The 16,745-nt window shown below is 65.8% G+C and carries 18 protein-coding genes; 5 read left to right on the forward strand and 13 right to left on the reverse strand.

Features of this window, described 5'->3' with window-relative positions; translation table 11 throughout:
* Nucleotides 1-23: 23 nt before the first annotated feature.
* The 6 genes from AC5Y3Z_RS17435 to AC5Y3Z_RS17460 all read right to left on the reverse strand — a co-directional run bounded on the left by AC5Y3Z_RS17435 (nucleotide 24) and on the right by AC5Y3Z_RS17460 (nucleotide 4,307).
* Nucleotides 24-335 carry a hypothetical protein gene (locus AC5Y3Z_RS17435; RefSeq protein WP_463828179.1) on the reverse strand — a complete coding sequence of 104 codons (312 nt, stop codon included), beginning with the start codon at nucleotides 333-335 and terminating at the stop codon, nucleotides 24-26.
* Nucleotides 336-425: 90 nt separating this feature from the next.
* Nucleotides 426-911 carry a hypothetical protein gene (locus AC5Y3Z_RS17440; RefSeq protein WP_463828180.1) on the reverse strand — a complete coding sequence of 162 codons (486 nt, stop codon included), beginning with the start codon at nucleotides 909-911 and terminating at the stop codon, nucleotides 426-428.
* 392 nt (nucleotides 912-1,303) lie between these two features.
* Complete coding sequence (locus AC5Y3Z_RS17445; RefSeq protein ID WP_463828181.1) at nucleotides 1,304-2,272, reverse strand: DUF4192 domain-containing protein; 969 nt, start codon at nucleotides 2,270-2,272, stop codon at nucleotides 1,304-1,306.
* Nucleotides 2,273-2,664: 392 nt separating this feature from the next.
* Nucleotides 2,665-3,204, reverse strand: a complete 540-nt coding sequence (locus tag AC5Y3Z_RS17450; protein WP_463828182.1) for a hypothetical protein — start codon at nucleotides 3,202-3,204, stop codon at nucleotides 2,665-2,667.
* A gap of 389 nt (nucleotides 3,205-3,593) precedes the next feature.
* Nucleotides 3,594-3,938: a hypothetical protein gene (locus AC5Y3Z_RS17455; RefSeq protein ID WP_463828183.1), complete on the reverse strand. Its 345-nt coding sequence runs from the start codon at nucleotides 3,936-3,938 to the stop codon at nucleotides 3,594-3,596.
* 27 nt (nucleotides 3,939-3,965) lie between these two features.
* Complete coding sequence (locus AC5Y3Z_RS17460; RefSeq protein WP_463828184.1) at nucleotides 3,966-4,307, reverse strand: hypothetical protein; 342 nt, start codon at nucleotides 4,305-4,307, stop codon at nucleotides 3,966-3,968.
* A gap of 335 nt (nucleotides 4,308-4,642) precedes the next feature.
* On the opposite strand from AC5Y3Z_RS17460, the gene AC5Y3Z_RS17465 reads away from it, so the two are divergent.
* Both AC5Y3Z_RS17465 and AC5Y3Z_RS17470 read left to right on the forward strand, forming a co-directional pair.
* Nucleotides 4,643-4,960 carry a helix-turn-helix domain-containing protein gene (locus AC5Y3Z_RS17465; RefSeq protein ID WP_463828185.1) on the forward strand — a complete coding sequence of 106 codons (318 nt, stop codon included), beginning with the start codon at nucleotides 4,643-4,645 and terminating at the stop codon, nucleotides 4,958-4,960.
* A gap of 116 nt (nucleotides 4,961-5,076) precedes the next feature.
* Nucleotides 5,077-5,385, forward strand: a complete 309-nt coding sequence (locus tag AC5Y3Z_RS17470) for a hypothetical protein (RefSeq protein ID WP_463828186.1) — start codon at nucleotides 5,077-5,079, stop codon at nucleotides 5,383-5,385.
* Between the two features lie 425 nt (nucleotides 5,386-5,810).
* Here the strand turns inward: AC5Y3Z_RS17470 and AC5Y3Z_RS17475 are convergent, their stop codons facing one another.
* The 7 genes from AC5Y3Z_RS17475 to AC5Y3Z_RS17505 form a co-directional block, all read right to left on the reverse strand.
* Complete coding sequence (locus AC5Y3Z_RS17475) at nucleotides 5,811-6,485, reverse strand: chymotrypsin family serine protease (protein WP_463828187.1); 675 nt, start codon at nucleotides 6,483-6,485, stop codon at nucleotides 5,811-5,813.
* A gap of 6 nt (nucleotides 6,486-6,491) precedes the next feature.
* Nucleotides 6,492-6,674, reverse strand: coding sequence for an amidohydrolase (locus tag AC5Y3Z_RS17480; RefSeq protein WP_463828188.1), 183 nt, complete (start codon nucleotides 6,672-6,674; stop codon nucleotides 6,492-6,494).
* The gene (locus AC5Y3Z_RS17485) at nucleotides 6,671-7,921 is read right to left on the reverse strand and encodes a hypothetical protein (protein ID WP_463828189.1); all 1,251 of its coding nucleotides are present in this window, start codon (nucleotides 7,919-7,921) and stop codon (nucleotides 6,671-6,673) included. Before AC5Y3Z_RS17485 ends, AC5Y3Z_RS17480 begins: the two co-directional genes overlap by 4 nt.
* Complete coding sequence (locus AC5Y3Z_RS17490) at nucleotides 7,918-8,214, reverse strand: hypothetical protein (protein ID WP_306255929.1); 297 nt, start codon at nucleotides 8,212-8,214, stop codon at nucleotides 7,918-7,920. The genes AC5Y3Z_RS17485 and AC5Y3Z_RS17490 overlap by 4 nt, the downstream gene beginning before the upstream one ends.
* A gap of 28 nt (nucleotides 8,215-8,242) precedes the next feature.
* Entirely contained in the window at nucleotides 8,243-8,470 is a 228-nt protein-coding gene (gene nrdH / locus AC5Y3Z_RS17495; RefSeq protein ID WP_054586055.1) for a glutaredoxin-like protein NrdH, read from the reverse strand.
* A 697-nt stretch (nucleotides 8,471-9,167) separates the two neighbouring features.
* Nucleotides 9,168-10,817, reverse strand: a complete 1,650-nt coding sequence (locus AC5Y3Z_RS17500; RefSeq protein ID WP_463828190.1) for a ParB/RepB/Spo0J family partition protein — start codon at nucleotides 10,815-10,817, stop codon at nucleotides 9,168-9,170.
* A 331-nt stretch (nucleotides 10,818-11,148) separates the two neighbouring features.
* On the reverse strand, nucleotides 11,149-12,273 hold the full coding sequence (locus AC5Y3Z_RS17505; protein ID WP_463828191.1) for a helix-turn-helix domain-containing protein: 1,125 nt from the start codon (nucleotides 12,271-12,273) through the stop codon (nucleotides 11,149-11,151).
* A 346-nt stretch (nucleotides 12,274-12,619) separates the two neighbouring features.
* Here AC5Y3Z_RS17505 and AC5Y3Z_RS17510 point away from each other — a divergent pair, with 346 nt between their 5' ends.
* From AC5Y3Z_RS17510 to AC5Y3Z_RS17520, 3 genes are all read left to right on the forward strand, one after another.
* Nucleotides 12,620-13,807 (forward strand): tyrosine-type recombinase/integrase, encoded by a 1,188-nt coding sequence (locus AC5Y3Z_RS17510; protein ID WP_500001819.1) that lies wholly within the window; start codon nucleotides 12,620-12,622, stop codon nucleotides 13,805-13,807.
* Complete coding sequence (locus tag AC5Y3Z_RS17515) at nucleotides 13,804-14,130, forward strand: helix-turn-helix domain-containing protein (protein ID WP_463829069.1); 327 nt, start codon at nucleotides 13,804-13,806, stop codon at nucleotides 14,128-14,130. The genes AC5Y3Z_RS17510 and AC5Y3Z_RS17515 overlap by 4 nt, the downstream gene beginning before the upstream one ends.
* A gap of 1,055 nt (nucleotides 14,131-15,185) precedes the next feature.
* Entirely contained in the window at nucleotides 15,186-16,349 is a 1,164-nt protein-coding gene (locus tag AC5Y3Z_RS17520; protein WP_463829070.1) for a site-specific integrase, read from the forward strand.
* The last annotated feature ends 396 nt before the right edge of the window (nucleotides 16,350-16,745 follow it).

The following is a 16,745-nucleotide window of genomic DNA, read 5'->3' on the forward strand; positions in this document are numbered from 1 at the left end:
CCCGCGGGTAGATCGGGTTCAGGTCAGGCCTGCGGCGGCCAGGGCACGCCGGATGGCGGTGAGGTCGGCGATGGTGTCGTTGATGATGCCCAGGTTTGCCAACCGTGCAGGGCGGCGTCGACGTCGGCGTGTGCGACGCGGGGGCGGGTGAGTGCTTGGGTGCGGCCGTGGTCGGGGCGGCGGGTGTCGTCGATGACGGCGACGAGTTGGCCGGTCCCGTCGAACAGCCGCGGGTCGCCGGGGGGTGCCCAGTTGAGTTGGAACCGGAGCTGGCGGGCGATGTTGTCGGCGGGGTCGATGAATTCCAGGGCCAGTCCGTAGTCGATGTCGGGCATGAGAGATCTCCTTGAAGGGGTTGGGGTACGGGAAACCCGGCCCGCCGAGTAGTGGCCGGGCCGGGCTGTGAGGTCGTCGGTGGGTACGCTTTAGGCGGCGCGGCGGCGGTGGTGGTCGACCAGGGTGTCGATGGCGTCGTCGAGGGCGTCGTGGTCGGTCGGGCGGTGGTCGTCGATGGTGGTGGTCCACAGCGGGTCGTCGGCGTCGTCGAGTTCGTCGCCGGTGGCGGCGGCCAGGCGGTAGGTGTGGCCGGCGGCGGCCGCGGACCAGGCCCACTTGTTTTTGGGCAGGGCGTGGAAGGTGAGGTCGCCGGCGCGGACTTTGAGGATCCGGGTCACCGGGGGTGTGTGCAGGTCCGGTGCGGTGGCTTCGACGGCGGCGAGTTGGCCGTGGTCGTCGGTGGCCAGCAGGATTAAGCGGTGGCCACCGGCGGGGGTGCGTTCGTGCACGGTGGTCAACGCGATGTCACCGTGGTTGTGGGCGGCGATGTGGGTGATTCCGTAGGCTTGCTCGGCGATGCGGCCCGCGGCCTCGTCGCACAGGTTGAAGGCGTGTTCGAATTCTGAGGTCTCCATGGTTGTGTTCTCCGTTCGCTCAACGTGATTGGCTGCGCCGGTCAGCGCTAGGGGTGCGGTCAATCGGTCGAGGGTGGGCTGTCAACCCCGAAGAGTCCGGTGGTGGCGCCGGCGGATTTACGGCCCGCGAGCGGCAGCGAGCTTGGTAGGGCCGGAAATGTCCTCCGCCGCCGGCGCCGCCACCGGGCGTGGGTTGACCGCTCGGGCCCCCGGCCGATTAGGCTGCGCCCCCTTGCTGACGGCAAGAAAGGTGAGCGGCTACGGATTACGCGACGCCACCGGCGGGCGTGACCGCCACTGCGCGCAGCAGCCAGCCTGCTTCCGGGCCGGTACAAAAAAGGGACCGGCCAACCCCGTGCGGGGGGAGCTGGCCGGTCCAGGCTGGGTGGTGGTCAGTCGGTGTCGGGAGTGCGGGGTTCGGTAGCGGCGATGAGCGCTTGGCTGATCTTTTCCGGTGAGAGCCCGGCACGCAGCGCGGCCGAGAGCAGACCGGCCAGCCGCGGCTCGGGTGTGTGGCTGGAGTGGGCTTCGTCGAACGCGGCGTCGAGGGCGATGCCGGCGCGCACGGTGTCCCCGATCAGGCACAGGCAGGCCGCCGCGACGGTGAGGGCTTCGGCGCGGGGTGCTCCGCGCAGTCGGCGGGCGATGTGGGTCCACAGCTCCGCGGCGTACTCGGGGGTGTCGATGGCCAGCCCGATCATCGCGTCGCGCAGGGCGGGGTGTGCGGTGATCAGGATGCCCGCGCGGGTGGCCAAGGTGGGGTTGGTGATGGGCCCGCCGGCCAGGGCGGCAGTGATCTCCCCGACGGTGGCCTCGACGAGGCGGGCGTGGTTGCCGATCTGGGCCAGGGGTGCAGGGGGCAGCGGGCTGAATTCGTCCTCGATGTCGCTGCGGTGGGCGCGGATGGTGTGGCCGCTGTGGACGAGTTGGGCGGTGAGCACAGCGTCGGTGTAGGGGTAGGTGGGTCCGTACTGGCCGGTGTCGATGTCGAGCCACTGGCCGGTCTCGGTGACGTCGCGGGTATGCAGGCAGCGCAACACCTCGATGTTGATGGTGCGCAGGGACTCTCGGGTGGCCTCGAGCAGGTGGCGGGCGTGGATGTCGTGGGGTTGGTCGCAGATCGCGAGGATGATCGCGGCGGCGAAGTTCCCGGCGCGCAGGTTGCAGGTGGCGGGGAAGTTGGTGGCTTGCTCGGTGCTGTTGGTGATATCGAAGCGGGCCGCGCAGCGTACGCCAAGACCGGTGGTGGGGTGCTGGGCGAGCAGGTAGACCACGATGCTATTAGTGGGAACGAATCCGAGCAGGCCTGGTGCGGCGGCGACGATGTCGGCGGGGGTGCGCAGTGCGTTGAAGTTTTCCATGGTGTTCTCCGTTCGGTGAAGGTGATTGGCTGCGCCGGTCGGCGCTGGGGGTGGGCGTCAATCGGGTGGGGGTGGGCGGTCAACCCCGGAGAGTCCGGTGGTGGGGCCGGCGGATTTTCGGCCCGCGAGCGGCAGCGAGCTGGGTAGGGCCGAAAATGTCTTCCGCCGCCGGCGCCGACGCCGGGCGTGGGTTGACCGCTCGGGCCCCCGGCCGATTACGCTGTGCCCCCAAGCTGGCGGCAATTAGGTTGAGCGGCTACGGATTACGCGGCGCCACGGGCGGGCAGCAGCGCAGTCGGGCGGCAGCCGGCGGGGTTGTGAGCCGGAAGAAAAATGGGGGGGCCTGGCCAGCCCTGCGTGTGGCGGGGGGCTGGCCAGGCCGACCTGCGCGGTTAGGCGATCCGGTAGTCGCAGCTGGTGGGGTCTGCGTCGTATTGCCGGCCGTCGGCGAAGATCGCGATCGCGGTCTGATGTGTGCGGCGCAGCAGTTCGATCATGGACAGCAGTCCGGCCTGGTCGCGAAGCTGCCAGGTCAGTGGGCCGGTGTAGAGGTCGATCCAGTTGACGTTCGCGGTCTTTATCCGGTTGAGCGCGGATTGGGTGACGGCGGCGTAGGTGGGTCGGCGCGTCCACTCGACGCTGAGCGCCACACGGGCCTCGATCTCGTGCGGGTCGCGCCGCAGTGTCGGAATGTGGTGGGGAATGCCCAGCATCTGTGTGCGGGCGGCGGTGAAGGCCTCGAGCAGCCCCTGCACGGCATGGCAGCTGTAGAAGATCATGTGAATACCAGCACACGTCAGAGAGATTCGGGCGTCCGGGGTGCGCGCGTGGTGGGCGGAGACCTCGGCGTGCTGTTGGCCTTTGATGGTGACGATGCTGTGGGTGATGGTCGCGGCTGGGGTGAGGTTGTTGGGCTTGGACGAGGTGGTCATGGGTGTTCTCCGTTCTCCTGTGGTGATTGGCTGCGCCGGTCAGCGCTAGGGGTGGGCGTCAATCGGGTGAGGGTGGGCGGTCAACCCCGAAGAGTCCGGTGGTCGGGGCCGGCGGATTTTCGGCCCGCGAGCGGCAGCGAGCTTGGTAGGGCCGAAAATGTCTTCCGCCGCCGGCGCCGACGCCGGGCGTGGGTTGAGCGCTCGGGCCCCCGGCCGATTACGCTGTGCCCCCTTGCTGACGGCAATAAAGTTGAGCGGCTACGGATTACGCGGCGCCACGGGCGGGCACCAGCGCAGTCGGCTGGCAGCCGGCGGGGTTGTGAGCCGGAAGAAAAAAGGGGGACCCGGCCAACCCTCGGTGTGGTGGGGGGTTGGCCGGGCCCAGGGTGTTAGAACAGGCGCCCGGCGCGGTGCGGGTCGTTGTGGCAGGGGCAGCCACAGCGCCAGCAGAAACCGGGCAGGGACAGCTTGAGCAAAATGCCGCCTTCGTGCGGGCCGCCGAGGCGATGCCCGCACTGATCGTGGCGGCCCTGGTCGCACGTTTTGGTCGGTGCGTTCTCGGGCATCTCGACGATGACTGGGGCGCCGTTGATTTCATCGGGGAAGGTGATCCAGCGGCGCCGAATGACCAGGCCGAGGTGGCGTTCTTCGCGGAAGGCCACCGTGGCGCGGCGTTTGAGGCACTGGATCGGTGCGGCGGCCGTGGCGGCCCATTGTTCCCAGAACTCGCTCATGATTGGTCCTTTCGGAGTGTGGCCGGGTCAGGACCGGTCGGTGACGTGTTGGGTCAGGGCGTAGGCGGCGCGGGTGAGCCGCAGGCTTTCGGTGATGAACGCGGCCACGTCCTCGCCGCTCGTACCTTCGCTGAACTCGACGTCGTAGACCTGGTCACTGAGCAGGGCGCTGACCGCTGCGTGGGCTCCGGTGAGTGCGCTCAGGGCGGTGTTGAGGCTGGTGACGAGTTGGGCGCGGTAGTGTTCGATTTCCAGATCCCAGTCGGCGTAGAGGTTTTCGGCATCGGCGTCGCTGCCGGCAGCGGGCGGCTGGTGCGGGTCGTGGTCGGTGCTGGTCCACGGGTCGATGGTGTGCTCGATGGTGTTCATGGTCAGGATTCCTTTGCGGTAGTGGTGATCTGCGCCTGGTGGCGCGGGCTTGGGGGGACCGGTGGGGTGGCGGTGTCAACCCCGCAGAGGCCGGCGGATCAGCAGGAGGCGGCTATGCCGCCGGTGCCGCACGGGCGCAGCGGGAGCCCGCCCGTCAGGGCGGCGGGAGCGTAGAACGGGCGAGCCCGCCAGGTGTGGGTTGACAGCGACAGGGCCCTCACCGGTCATACTTGCTGCCCGCTGACAGGTAAAAGTTGGTGAGAGGCTACGGATTTCGCAGTGCTGTGCTCGCGCAGACGCCGCGATCGCCCAATGGGAACGAGAGGTGCAACGAGATGGCTAGGGACAGGAGTAATCAACGCCTGCAGAACATGCGCGCCGACCCGGCGCGGGTGGCCGCGATCCGCGAGGGGATGCGCGAGATGGACCGCCAGTACGCCGTCAATCTCGCGGCCATCCGCAAAGCTGCCGCGTTGACACAGACCGACCTGGCCGCACGGTTGGGGATCAGCCAAGGCTCGGTGTCAAAGATTGAGGGCCAGCAGGACTGGCTGTTGTCGACCCTGGCGGATTACATGCGCGCAGCAGGTGTCGAGAACGCTCGTCTGGCGGTGACTGTCAACGGCGAGGACATGGAGTTCACCCTCACCTAGCGCGCGGTCGGGCGTCGGTGGTGGTGGAGCTGGTGGTGCTCTGGCCGTGCGAGCAGGGCACGTCTCGTCCCGGCAGGTGCGGAGGTCTGTCGTATAGCTACGTCATGATGGGAGCTATGAGCACCGACAGTTGCTACCCCCCGACAATCGTTTCCGTACCGCAGGGGCTTACAGCGATCGATGCGGACGGCAAGGTTCTGCCGATCGTCGCGCTGCGCGTCGACTACAACCCGGCTGCCCCTGCTGGCTACGGCGAGCCCGCGACGAAGATCACCCCGCTTTACCTTGCCGAAGGAGGGTCAATCGGTGCGGTCTTCAACGAAGCGACAATTGGTTTGAGCGAGGCCTGGACGCCTGCCTCTTTCGTCGGCTACATCGAGACAGCACTATCGATGGACGATCCGGGCCCTTTCCGTTGTGGTTGAAAACGCGTGGCGGTGAATGTCATTGTCGCAGTAATCTGGTGGCGTGATCGAGACGGCGTTGTGGCGGTTGATGGTGGATTCACCGGGTCCGGTGCCGGTTGCGCTGGCGGCGTGGGTAATGACCGGTGAGTGGCCAGCCCACCAACGGCGTTGCGACGTCGCAGTGTGCGAGTTGCCGTACTAAGTTGTGGCGCGCCTGTCCTCAGGTGGCTGTTGGCGGGCGGTACAGGTAGGGCGTTCCCGCATCGGGGCACCTCGCTCCGAGGAACTGCACCCGGCATGAACAGCGCCGTAATGCCAGGATCTCGCTATCTACGGTGATGAACTCGACCCCGACACGACGGTGTCGCGTGGTGGGAATGCCCACGTCGCCATCGCCATCGGCGGGCGGGAACACAGAGGGTGGCAAGGGTCGATTCCTCGGATCAGTTCAGCAGTTGCAGGCCGTCGGCCAGGGAGGCGAAGCGGCCGTGTTCTTGGCCGTTGGTGGTGGTTTTTTCGCCGAGCCAGATGCCGATAATTTCGGCGGATCCGGTTGCGGTGGTGAGCCAGACGGGGCCGCCGGAGTCGCCTGGGATGCTGGCCGGCATGCCGGTGGTGAGGTATTGGTTTTTGCCGGCGTATCCGGTGATGGCTCCGCAGTGTTGGCCGCTGGAGACTCCGGTGCGGCAGACTTGCTGGCCTTTTTCGGGTTGGGGGTGACGGTTGGTGGTGGGGGTGTCGCCGATGTAGGCCAGCGGCAGTGATCGGATACCGAAGTCGATCAGGCCGTAGTCGGGGCCGCCCTGGTAGGGCGGTTCGACGATGGCGCGGGTGAAGTCTCCGGTCAATCCGGTGCGGGTGGCGCGGGCGTAGCCCGCGGTCTTGCCTCGGCAGTGTCCGGCGGTGACGGCGTAGGTGTGCAGGTCGCTGCCGGTGTAGACGTAGCCGATGGTGCAGAACATGGTGACATCGGCGGCGGCACTGAGGTATTCGATGCGGTCACCGGGGCTGACCGTGGGTATGTCGGCTCGGGCCGGTGCTGATCCGGCCACGGCGATGACCGCAAGAGCAAGAGACAGGGCGGTCGCGGCGGCACGGGTTCGGCGGGTGATGTGCATGGGTTCCTACCTCGAGGAGTGGGGGCGGTGTGGGCGGAGGTGTCGTTCGGAGCGCAGTTGGGCGCGCGCGCCCAGACCGTCGATCCAGGCGCGGGCGGTGTGGGCGGCCGGGCCGCCGGTGCGGCCTGCGGCCGCGGTGATGGCGGTGGCGACTTGTGCGGTGATGAGGGTGTCGATTCCGGTGTTCATGCGGACTCCTGCAGGCGGGGCTCGGCGGTGGCGCTGCGGCGGTAGTCGGCGGCGGCGCGGGTGCGCAGTGCGGTGACGGTGCGCAGGGCCGTCTCGGCGGTTGCTGAACGTTTGTGGCGCACGATCTTGGTCAGCTGCTGGTGTTGGTGGTGTACGGCGCGCAGTTGGCGGGCGGCTTCGGCCAGCCACCGGCGGTGGGTGTGCGCTTGGGTGACGGTGGCGCGTGCTTCGGCTAGCGCGGTCGCGCATTGGTCGGCGGCCGTGGCGGCGGTGGCGGCCAGGGCCAGGGCGTGCAGTTCGTCGAGGCTGACCACGGTGAGCCCGCCGAAGGGTTCGCCCGGTTGCCACAGGCCGGCGGCGAGGTGATCGGTGATGTCGGATTTGTCGGTCTGCAGCGCTGCGAGCACGATGACAACCTGCGCGGCGCGTCGGCGCAGCCGGGTGTGCAGGTCCAGGGCGCGCCGGTAGCCGGCCAGATCCCGGTCGGCGGCGATGACCACCTTGAGCCCGTCGAAGTGCGCGAGCAGATCGTCGGTGAAGTGGGCGGCTCCTTGGGCGTTGGTGGTGGCCAGACGGCCTGCGCGGGTGAGGGTGTCGGCGTCTTTTTCGCCTTCGGTGATCCAGATCCACTCGTCGGTGGTGGCGGCGGTGCCGATTGCGCTACTGCGGTAGAGCACGGGGGTGAATCCTTCGGGTTTGCGGTACACCCAGCGGCGGCCGTCGCGGTAGCGTTGCTGAAATCGTTTGTGCCGGTTGCCGTTGCATCCGCATTCTTGGCGCAGCACTTGCTGGTGGGGCAGTCCGCGGTCGGTGGTGTAGGTGTAGACGCGCACCGTTGTCCACTGGTGATCGGAAGGGTCGGCGGTTCGGGTGATCCGCGCAGGCAGTGGACCTGAGACGAGCGCGGGCCGCGCTGCGGCGCTGCGACGGTGCCTGGTGGGGTGATTGGTGGGAGCCGGTGCGGGGGCGTCGAACAGCTCGGCCACCCGCAAGCCGAGGGCTGCGGCGAGGTCGGCAATGCTGGCCTGGCAGCTAAAGCAGTGCATCAGGACCGCGCCCCCCTGGTCGCCGCGCCCGGTGGGCCGCCAGGTGACTGACAGCGACGGGCTGTAGTCGGTGTGTAGCGGGCAACTTGCCATGAAGGCATCGGTCCCCCGGGGGCGGATGAGGTGACCGGCAGCCTCGAACGCCTGGTGGACGTGCTCGAATGCATCACGCGGTCGCCAGGTGTGGTGTGCGGAGCTCATCGCGGGACCCCGTTGTCGATGACGGCGTGCACAACGGCGTAGGTGGCGCGAGCGTTGCGGATGGTTTCGTCCAGGAACGCGGCGACGTCGCGGCCGTCACGGCCGTCGATGAAGTCGGCGTCGTAAACGATGTTGCTGCACAACCGATCCAGGGTGTCGGCGGCGCTTTGCAGGGCTTCGATGCCGGCCGCGATGTGGGCCAGCAGTTGAGCGCGGGTTTCACCGATGCGTTCGAGATGGTCAAGTTCACCGATGTCGTGCAGGTCGTGGTCCAGGGCGGCAAAAGTAGGCATGGCAGTCGTCCTTTCGATGGAAGGCGGCCTAGGCGGCCAGCGCTTTGATGCGGTCGGGGCGGAAGCCCCCCCAGTGCGTGTCCTCGGCGACCACCACGGGTGCTTGCAGGTAGCCCAGCGCCATCACATAGTCGCGGGCCTCGGCGTCGGTGGTGATGTCGATTGTCTGGTAGTGCACGCCTGCTTTATCGAGGGCGCGGAATGTGGCGGTGCATTGCACACATGCGGGTTTGGTGTAGACGGTGAGAGTAGACATTGGTAGCCCCTGAAATAAATGCGGGATGGGTTGTTGATAATTCAATATTACTGCGCCAATTAGGCTGGCGCTACATCGGTGAGAAACAAATTTGTTGATCTTTTGTCACGGATTCTCTTTGCGTATCAGACGCCGGAATCACTCCACTTCACCACAGGCTCGATGCAGGTAGTCCAGTTGTTCGACAGCACATTTCGCTTGGGCCGGGTCTCCTGTCTGGGCCAGCGTGCAGCGCGGCAGCGTCGCCCTGATTCTCGCGCGGAGTGACCCGGCGAAGAAATACATTCTCTGACGGATTCCGCGCATCCAGTAACCAAGATTGATTGTCGTAATTTATTCGCTGATGCGTTCCCCTTCCTGAACACTCATTTGATTCCCGTCCGTCTGCGACATCTATTCTTTTTGCCCTTCTGGCAGCACGATCTAGACCGGGTTACGGGCGGCGGAGCGCAAGGCCCGGGCGTGAAAGTTTTTCCAGGGAGCCCGTTGTGTGGGCGAGCGGCTCGGGGAAAAGTTCGCGAGCCCGCCAGGGCCCGGAGCAACGCGCAGGCCGGTGCCTTGCGTGCAGCCGATCCGGCCGGTCACGATCGACAAGCCAGAAGGCAACATGCAGTGTGCTTGTTGCACAACGGGGTTGGGCCGGTCAGATGGGAGTGGGGGCCAGCGCCGAAGCCCTGACCCCCACCAGCCGCCGAAGTTACTGCTTCCCGGCGTCGGACAGATACTCGCTGTAGACGGTCTCGGCATCGGTTGTGCCGGTGATGATTTCCTCGACCGCTGCCAGCGGATAGTCGTTAGAGGCCAGCCACCGCAGGTAGACCGCGCTGCCGACACGAGCGCCGTAGCCGTGTGCGGCGCCGCGCCAGGCGTCCTTGGGGGTCGCTGATTCCAGCGCTCCCAACACCAGAGCCAACGTGATCACCTGAGCACGATTGTCACCGCCTGCACCGAGCTCGCTGGCCTGCTTGGCCACGGCGGCGCGCTCGATGCCGAGCAGCTCGGCGGTCGTCTCCACCGCGTTGTGATGAGTCAGCAGGTACGGGTCGCCCGCCAGGCAGGTGGCGACGAAGATCGCCGCACCCTTGGGTGGGGTCTTGCGCGCCAATAGCTTGGTCAGGAAATCGCGGCGCACGCCCATCGCGGCATCACCGAGCTTGTTCAGCGCCAACACCTTGCGGCGTTCCCGCTTGTCGGCCTCGGCCCGCTCGGCTTCGGCCCGCTCACGTTGAGCCTGCAACCCTTCGGCGTCGAGATCGACGGTGGACTCACCGGTGCCGGTGTCCTCGGCCAGCCCGGCGCGGCGGACGAACCACGGCTCCGGCGTCAGACCAGCGGCGCGGAAGTCCAGGCAGAAGTACTGCAGGACGTATCCGGTCGCATCGGTGACGGTGTCGGCGTGGCGCAATCCCTCGGCGGGGGTGGCCTCGGGCTGGTCCTGGGTGTCCCAATCCACGTCGTCCTCATCGACGGCCTCGCCGGTCTCGGCATCAACCACGATCTCGGTTTCGTACAGCAGCACCGCCCACTGGGCCGGGTCAGTCACCGCCTGCTCGTCGGCCTCGGCACCGTCTGCGGTGCGCAGGTGATGCAAGGCGATGCAGCCAGGATCTGAGGCCTCCGGGCGCTGCTGTAGCCAGGTGAACCCCCGCTCCACGTAGGCTTGGGCGGCGTGGGCTTCGGCCTCGGCGGTGGCGCGTTCCTGGCGCAGTTGGGCCACGACGTGCTCAAAACTGCGCGTGCCCGCCACCTGCATCAGCCGGTTGATCGCACCGGGCAAGTCCTCGAACTCGGTGAGCGCCGCCGCCTCGCTCAAGCTCAGCTGCCCCTCGGCCAACCCCTGCATCGCCGCCTGCGACTTCGCCGCCGCCGCCGCTGCCTTCACGGTGTCCTTGCCTACTGACAACTTCTTGGCAACCCTGGTGATCGACACCCCGGCGTCGATCATCTGCTGGATGCCACGGGTGCGCTGCAGCTCGGTGAGCTGCGCGCGCTGGTCGTTCTCCACGATCTGCTCCGACACCCGTTCCACGAGTTGGGCTTTGTCGTCCTCACCGGCGGTTGCGGTACGGACATAGACCGGCACGCTCGCCAGTCCGGCTTCGCGTGCTGCCAGAGTGCGGCGCTGCCCGGAACGCACCCGCAGCTGGCCGTCGCGATCGCGCACGGCGGCAATCGGCGTGAGCACGCCATGCTCTTTGATGCTAGCCACGAACTGCGCGCCGAGGGTGGCCTCGTCGCGGACGTTGGAGTCCAGGACCAGGCTGTGCGGGTCGATGTGCTCGATGACACCCAGCGCGGGGTGCTCACCGGAGTTCTGCTCGGCCTCGGTGGTGATGGTGTCGGTCATGGGTGGAACCTTTCTCGGTTGACAGCGCCCCTTGCGGGCCGCCCGCTTTTTTTGCCTTCTGGCAGCCAAGATTTGGGCCGGCACCAGGGCCGCGAGAGTGCAAGGTCCGGGCGCAAAGTGTCGAAGGTGCGAGCCTGCGAGCAGCGCGAGAGACTTTGCGAGCCTTGTGCCCGTAGCGCAGCGCAGGCCGTGGCCTTGCGCGAAGCGAAGCGCCGGCCATAATCGAAGGCCAGAAGGCAAAAACGTCACCGTCACCGCATTCGCGCGCACGGTCCACGCTGTGCTTTGCGAATGGAAAACCTTGACGCGGCTTACGTGCAGGCGTCGACGATCAGCGTGGCAACGGGTCGAGCAGGTCACGCAGGCGCGCCGTGTCGATATAGACCCGGCGCGGCCCGACCCGGCGAAACGGCAGCTCATCGCGGGCGATCAACCGATACACAGTGTGAGGACTGATTCCCAACAACGGTGCCGCATCGGCAACCGGAAGCAGCGGCGGCAGCGCCTCCCACCGGCGCTCCGCGGCGACACCGCAGGCCCGCGCCCGCCGGGAAGGAACGCCGCGGGCTGACCGAGCCGCTGTGGCCGGACCTCGAAGGCGTTGCGCAGGGGCGCAATTGAGGTGATATCGACTGGGCAGGCGAGCCCCGTCAGCGTCGAATTGCGATCGCCGGCTCAGCAACCCCCGCTCCTCTAAATCGTTGAGAGCACGCAACACCGTGCTCCGCGCGGCCCCAGACTGATCGACCAGGGCGCGAAGGGAGATACACGCAGTGCGGTCGTCCTTCGCTGCGTCGGCTAACACCACGAGAATCATTCGTGCCAAGGGAGATCCGACCGCAGCGCTACGCGCCCAGGCGTGGACATCGGAAGCGGGCTGCTGTCGCATACTTTCGTGGATAAGCCCTTGTGATGGTTTACTGCGACGCCCGGGGCTCACCAATTCTCCTGAAGGCCAGTTTGTCCACACGTCTACGAATTGCCTTGCGAAGGCGGCTAGTTCGTAGGCTGCGCCAGTTTCGGCGTCGGCGTCGCCTGATGGCGCCGCGACGGCGAACCGTCTTTGCGCCACATCGAACGCCGTGATATAGCGGTCGAGAGTTGCTAACGTCGCCTCGGTCACCTCGTCTGACCGCTGCCGGTGTCGCAGCTCGATAGCTTCTGATTTGGGGTGCTGCGCCGCGTCGACGGCAGCGTTGAAATCAGCCTCCGTGGGATCGCCGAGGAAACGCCAGAAGACGTCGCGGCAGTCGCCGCCGCGGCGGAGGCGCTCCACGATGCCCAGCCGGTCAAGGGCGCATAGTTGCGGATAGATTCGGTAGCCGGTCTCGTCGTATCGGTGCGCGCCGAGGAGCTCGCACACGCGACGCGTCGATATCGGCAACGGGCTCTCCGCGCGGAGCGCGGCCAGTATCTGGTCACGCAGCGCAACGGTCCGGGCTGATGGGCTACCCATCACCGATCCGATCAGTTCGCATACTTGCGAGGCTAAGCCCCGCCAATGGCCCAGCGCGACGGCCGCGGCTCACCAATTTTCTGACAGTGCCGATGGCTAGCATGAGCCGAATGCGCCTTCGGCAGACTCATCGCGGCTGGGAAGAAGTGGGGCCCTCGCACTGCCCGGCGTGCGGCGCCGGCTTAGGTGCCCACCAGGTACTTGTAGGCACCTCGCACTGCGCATGTGGATCGCTTCACCGTTCACACAGCTGCGTGGAACGAGCGGAATTGCATCCACCGCAACATAATTGCGCGAATCGAGGTCAGCATAATGCTTGGTGAGTTGCGCTCCAACACTGCATCGGTTGCTCATCACCGAGCCGCTACCAGGCAACTTATACCTGGCGCATCATTGTTGTATCTGTTACAACAGAGATGTGGACGGTCAGTTGCCGGGCTCAGCGGCTCCGTCGTTGAACTCCGAGGTCCTTCTGTTGGACTCAGAAGCTACGGTGTTCCGTGCGATGTTGTCAGGTTGGGCTGATCAGCAGCGCGCTCGCGTGTGCAGGACGGCGACCATTGAAGCACGTGCGAGTGTGGTGAGCCGCTTCGCGGAGTTCACCGGAACGTATCCCTGGCAGTGGCGAGCCGACGACGCCGACGCGTTTTTCTCTCATCTGCTGTCGGGCACCGCACCGAAGTCTGATTCGACGGTGCGGGGATATCAAAACGCGTTGCGGCTGTTCTGCGGCTTCCTCACTGATCAGCGATATGGGTGGACATCGTTGTGCGCGGAGCGATTCGGGCAGACTCCCGCGCAAATTCTGCATGACTGGAACACGGTGAGCCACGTCAACGAGTTCGAGGGACGGTCGGGACGGCGCCCGCTGAGCTATGACGAGGTTCAAGAACTCTTCGATGCCGCTGACGGGTTGGTCGATCGGGCGCGACGTCACCATCGCAAGGGAGCATTATCGGCGTTGCGGGACTCAACGTTGCTGAAGGCCGTTTACGCCTATGGGCTACGTCGACAAGAAGCGGTGGGACTAGACCTCGTGGATCTCAGGTCGAACCCGAAGGTACCGTCCTACGGTCGCTTTGGCGGCGTGTTCGTACGATTCGGCAAGGCGACGCGAGGTAGTTCGCCGAAGCGGCGCGTCGTGCTGACGGTGCCAGAAATGGATTGGATCGTGACAGTCCTGGCCTGCTATCTGGATGAAGTTCGTCCGTGTTTTCGACCAGGCCGCCATCCCGCGTTGTGGGTGACCGAACGCTGCGGGCGACTGTCGAAACGCGCCGCCAATGAGGCCTTTACGGCGGCGCGCGATGCAGCGGGCTTGCCCGGGGACCTCGACTTGCACTCGCTGCGCCATTCCTACGTCACCCATCTGACCGAGTTCGATTACCCAGAACGCTTCGTGCAAGACCAGGTCGGACATTCCTACGCCAGCACTACGGCGATTTACAGTCACGTCTCCGATGAGTACCGCAACCGATTGCTTCGTGACGCGCTCACCAAACGCGGCATTGCTGTCAGGCAGGAACGGCAGTGATCAAGAAAATGGGCTATCAGTGGCGACTGCGTGCGCTGATGGCGCAGCGTGAGCTCTACCAAACAACCGACCTGGTTCCGCTATTGGCCGAACGTGGTGTAGTCCTGTCGAGGGAGCAGGTATTTCGCCTGGTTACTTCGCCTCCCCAACGGCTCTCCATGGATGTTCTCGCGGCGCTGTGCGACATCTTTGAATGCTCGCCCAACGACCTGATCGAAATCGAGACCGTCAATCAACCGGTCAAGAAGGTCGCGGGCGGCCAACCGCGAACACTGCCGACGGTGCGACGCACCACCGTGCGTCGCCCGGATCACAACTCATGAAAGGGTCCGCGAACTTCAACCCCGACGCGTGGCACCGGGTAGGCACTCACCTGGTCCACGCGCTTCCCGAGCTATCGGTTGCAGATGCCAACCGCCTCCTTCAAGATGCTCGAATAGACCGCCCCAAAACGCTGAACCAGGTCGACGCATATCTGGCCACTCATGGTGATGCGGTGCTCCACCCCGACGCGTCCTGCCCACGTGGGCTCATACGCCTGACGCGTGTGCTGCTGGCGGATGGCCGCACCTCGGTAGAGCCACCCGCCTGCACAAACTGTCAACAGCGTGCACCATTGACCGCGAGTGGTCCCACCGGTCGCATTTGCAGCCGCTGCCGAGATCGCAGTGAGCCGTTCACGTGCGCGCGATGCGCAAAGGCCTCTGTCAGCAGACGGGTCAAGCTTCTCGACGGGCTCGTTTGCACCAACTGTTACAGCCGAGACCCGTTGTCACGCAAACACTGCAGCAAGTGCGGACGGCTCGGTCGGCGAGCACGCCGACTCGCTGACGGCGGGGTGCTCTGTCCCACCTGCGCGCCGCCGCGCGTCGACATCTGTTGCAGATGCGGACAGCGTCGCCGCGCCCCGTACGTGACATCGGAAGGACGCATCTGCACTACCTGCTACGCCAGAGCCAACACGGTATGGGTATGCGGATTATGTGGGGTCACCCGGCGACGACAGAGCGGCAGTGTCCTGGGCCCGCACTTGTGCAGCACCTGCCGCGCTATCACGACGGCAACCTTTACCGGGATACGCTCATCACACTCGAAGTCGACCTGCGCGTTCTGCCAACAACGACGCAAAGTAGGACGCCATTGGCCGGCTGGACCCGTCTGCACGCCGTGCGTGCATAAAGCGAAAATGTACCCGTCACAATGCGCGTCCTGCGGCCGGCAGGCGGTTCTAATCGGATTTGACTCCAACGGCCGCCGGGTCTGCGGTCCGTGTTGTGGCTGCAAGCTTGATTACCGCTGCACCACTTGTGGCCAGCCGGGTATCCGCGCGTATAACCAATGCAGCCGCTGCCACACGGCCGAACTGCTGCGCAACGCCATGGCCGGGCCCGATGGTGCCATCCCGGGCCAACTAAAACCATTGGCGGATGCCCTTGCCAACGCCAATGATCCGCGCAGCGTAGCGGTTTGGCTCGGCAAGAGCGCCGCTGCCGAGCTCCTCACGAACCTGGCGTCGACCGGAACGACCATCACTCACGATGCACTCGACCAGCTCAGACCCGGCAGACACGTCAACTACGTACGTGAAATCCTGGTTCGCACAGAAATATTGCCGCCACGCAATGAATACCTCGAGCGGATCGAGCCATGGCTCAATCGATACCTCGCCAACCACGCCACCGAGCGCGCACAACTTGTCCGCAGCTACGCGATCTGGTACCTCCTGCACCGAGCCCGCCGAGCCAAACAACCACTAAGCATCGCCGGCGCGGCACGCATTCGCCGCCAGGTCTGTGTCGCATCGGAGTTCCTTGCCTGGCTCGAGACCCGCCGACGCACCCTTGCAACCATGAACCAGGCTGACATTGACACCTGGTTGGCACACGGCACCTGGCGACACCGAGAGGTCCGGCCCTTCCTGCGCTGGACCAACCAACGCCGCATCACTCACGGCGCCTCCGCCCCGGCTGTCCACCCCAGCCCGCCCTCAGTATTCATCGAGGAAGCCGAACACCTTGAGCAACTCCACCGATGCCTCAACGACGACACCATTGACATCGACCTTCGCGCCGGCGGTGCGCTCATCCTGCTGTACGGGATCAACACCAGCCGGGTACTTAGGCTGCGGCAGAACCAAATACACGTACAGGACGGCCACACCTACCTCACCCTGCGCGATCACCACATGGTCTTGCCTCCCAAACTCGCCCAACTGCTCGCTCAACTACCTCGTCCAACCCGGCGCTCCACCTTGCCTGAATCCTCGACAGCCGACCGGCTCCTGTTCCCCGGCCGCACCCCCGACCGCCCGGTCGACTCCGGCGGCTTCGGGAAGCGACTCAAAGACAGCGGCCTCACGATCCGAGGCGGCCGCAATACGGGCCTGATCGGGATGGCGGCAGACCTACCCGCCGCCGTCCTATCCGACCTGCTCGCCATCGATACCGTTACCGCCATGCGTTGGGCGGGGTATGCCAAACGCGACTGGAACGGCTTCGTCGCGGTACGTCGTACCGACGATCAACAGAGGACACTCGGATGAATACGGCGGCGCTCGGGAATGGACGGAGTTTCGGTTCGTGATGTTGACCGACCTGCGCAACCTAGGCGTGGGGCGAGTGTTCTCCTGGCCTGCGTCGACCACAGCGGACTAACCCATTGTGATCGGTCAGGTATGCGTGGCCGCCATCGACAGGCAATGCGGCAGTGGACGGGTGGCGCGTCATGCAGGCCAGGGATGATTCGACCCGCCAATATGGACACTGTGAGCGCAGTCACCCAACCCCGCGAGATAGGCCATGCCCGATGCGCGTGGCCGGCATTTGTGGACGAGAGTAACGCGAAGGCGATGACGATCGGGATTGGTGAGAGTCCGACTGATAGAGAAGGTACGGTCAGTCGGGCGACCAGCGTACTCAAACCCATCGACGCAGCAGCG

The organism is Mycobacterium sp. NGS61 (assembly GCF_059812325.1).

Bases quoted from the DNA above. Each gene is read 5' to 3' on its own strand.
- AC5Y3Z_RS17435 (WP_463828179.1), bottom strand. From the start codon at position 335: ATGCCCGACATCGACTACGGACTGGCCCTGGAATTCATCGACCCCGCC.
- AC5Y3Z_RS17440 (WP_463828180.1), bottom strand. From the start codon at position 911: ATGGAGACCTCAGAATTCGAACACGCCTTCAACCTGTGCGACGAGGCC.
- AC5Y3Z_RS17445 (WP_463828181.1), bottom strand. From the start codon at position 2,272: ATGGAAAACTTCAACGCACTGCGCACCCCCGCCGACATCGTCGCCGCC.
- AC5Y3Z_RS17450 (WP_463828182.1), bottom strand. From the start codon at position 3,204: ATGACCACCTCGTCCAAGCCCAACAACCTCACCCCAGCCGCGACCATC.
- AC5Y3Z_RS17455 (WP_463828183.1), bottom strand. From the start codon at position 3,938: ATGAGCGAGTTCTGGGAACAATGGGCCGCCACGGCCGCCGCACCGATC.
- AC5Y3Z_RS17460 (WP_463828184.1), bottom strand. From the start codon at position 4,307: ATGAACACCATCGAGCACACCATCGACCCGTGGACCAGCACCGACCAC.
- AC5Y3Z_RS17465 (WP_463828185.1), top strand. From the start codon at position 4,643: ATGGCTAGGGACAGGAGTAATCAACGCCTGCAGAACATGCGCGCCGAC.
- AC5Y3Z_RS17470 (WP_463828186.1), top strand. From the start codon at position 5,077: ATGAGCACCGACAGTTGCTACCCCCCGACAATCGTTTCCGTACCGCAG.
- AC5Y3Z_RS17475 (WP_463828187.1), bottom strand. From the start codon at position 6,485: ATGCACATCACCCGCCGAACCCGTGCCGCCGCGACCGCCCTGTCTCTT.
- AC5Y3Z_RS17480 (WP_463828188.1), bottom strand. From the start codon at position 6,674: ATGAACACCGGAATCGACACCCTCATCACCGCACAAGTCGCCACCGCC.
- AC5Y3Z_RS17485 (WP_463828189.1), bottom strand. From the start codon at position 7,921: ATGAGCTCCGCACACCACACCTGGCGACCGCGTGATGCATTCGAGCAC.
- AC5Y3Z_RS17490 (WP_306255929.1), bottom strand. From the start codon at position 8,214: ATGCCTACTTTTGCCGCCCTGGACCACGACCTGCACGACATCGGTGAA.
- nrdH (WP_054586055.1), bottom strand. From the start codon at position 8,470: ATGTCTACTCTCACCGTCTACACCAAACCCGCATGTGTGCAATGCACC.
- AC5Y3Z_RS17500 (WP_463828190.1), bottom strand. From the start codon at position 10,817: ATGACCGACACCATCACCACCGAGGCCGAGCAGAACTCCGGTGAGCAC.
- AC5Y3Z_RS17505 (WP_463828191.1), bottom strand. From the start codon at position 12,273: ATGGGTAGCCCATCAGCCCGGACCGTTGCGCTGCGTGACCAGATACTG.
- AC5Y3Z_RS17520 (WP_463829070.1), top strand. From the start codon at position 15,186: ATGGCCGGGCCCGATGGTGCCATCCCGGGCCAACTAAAACCATTGGCG.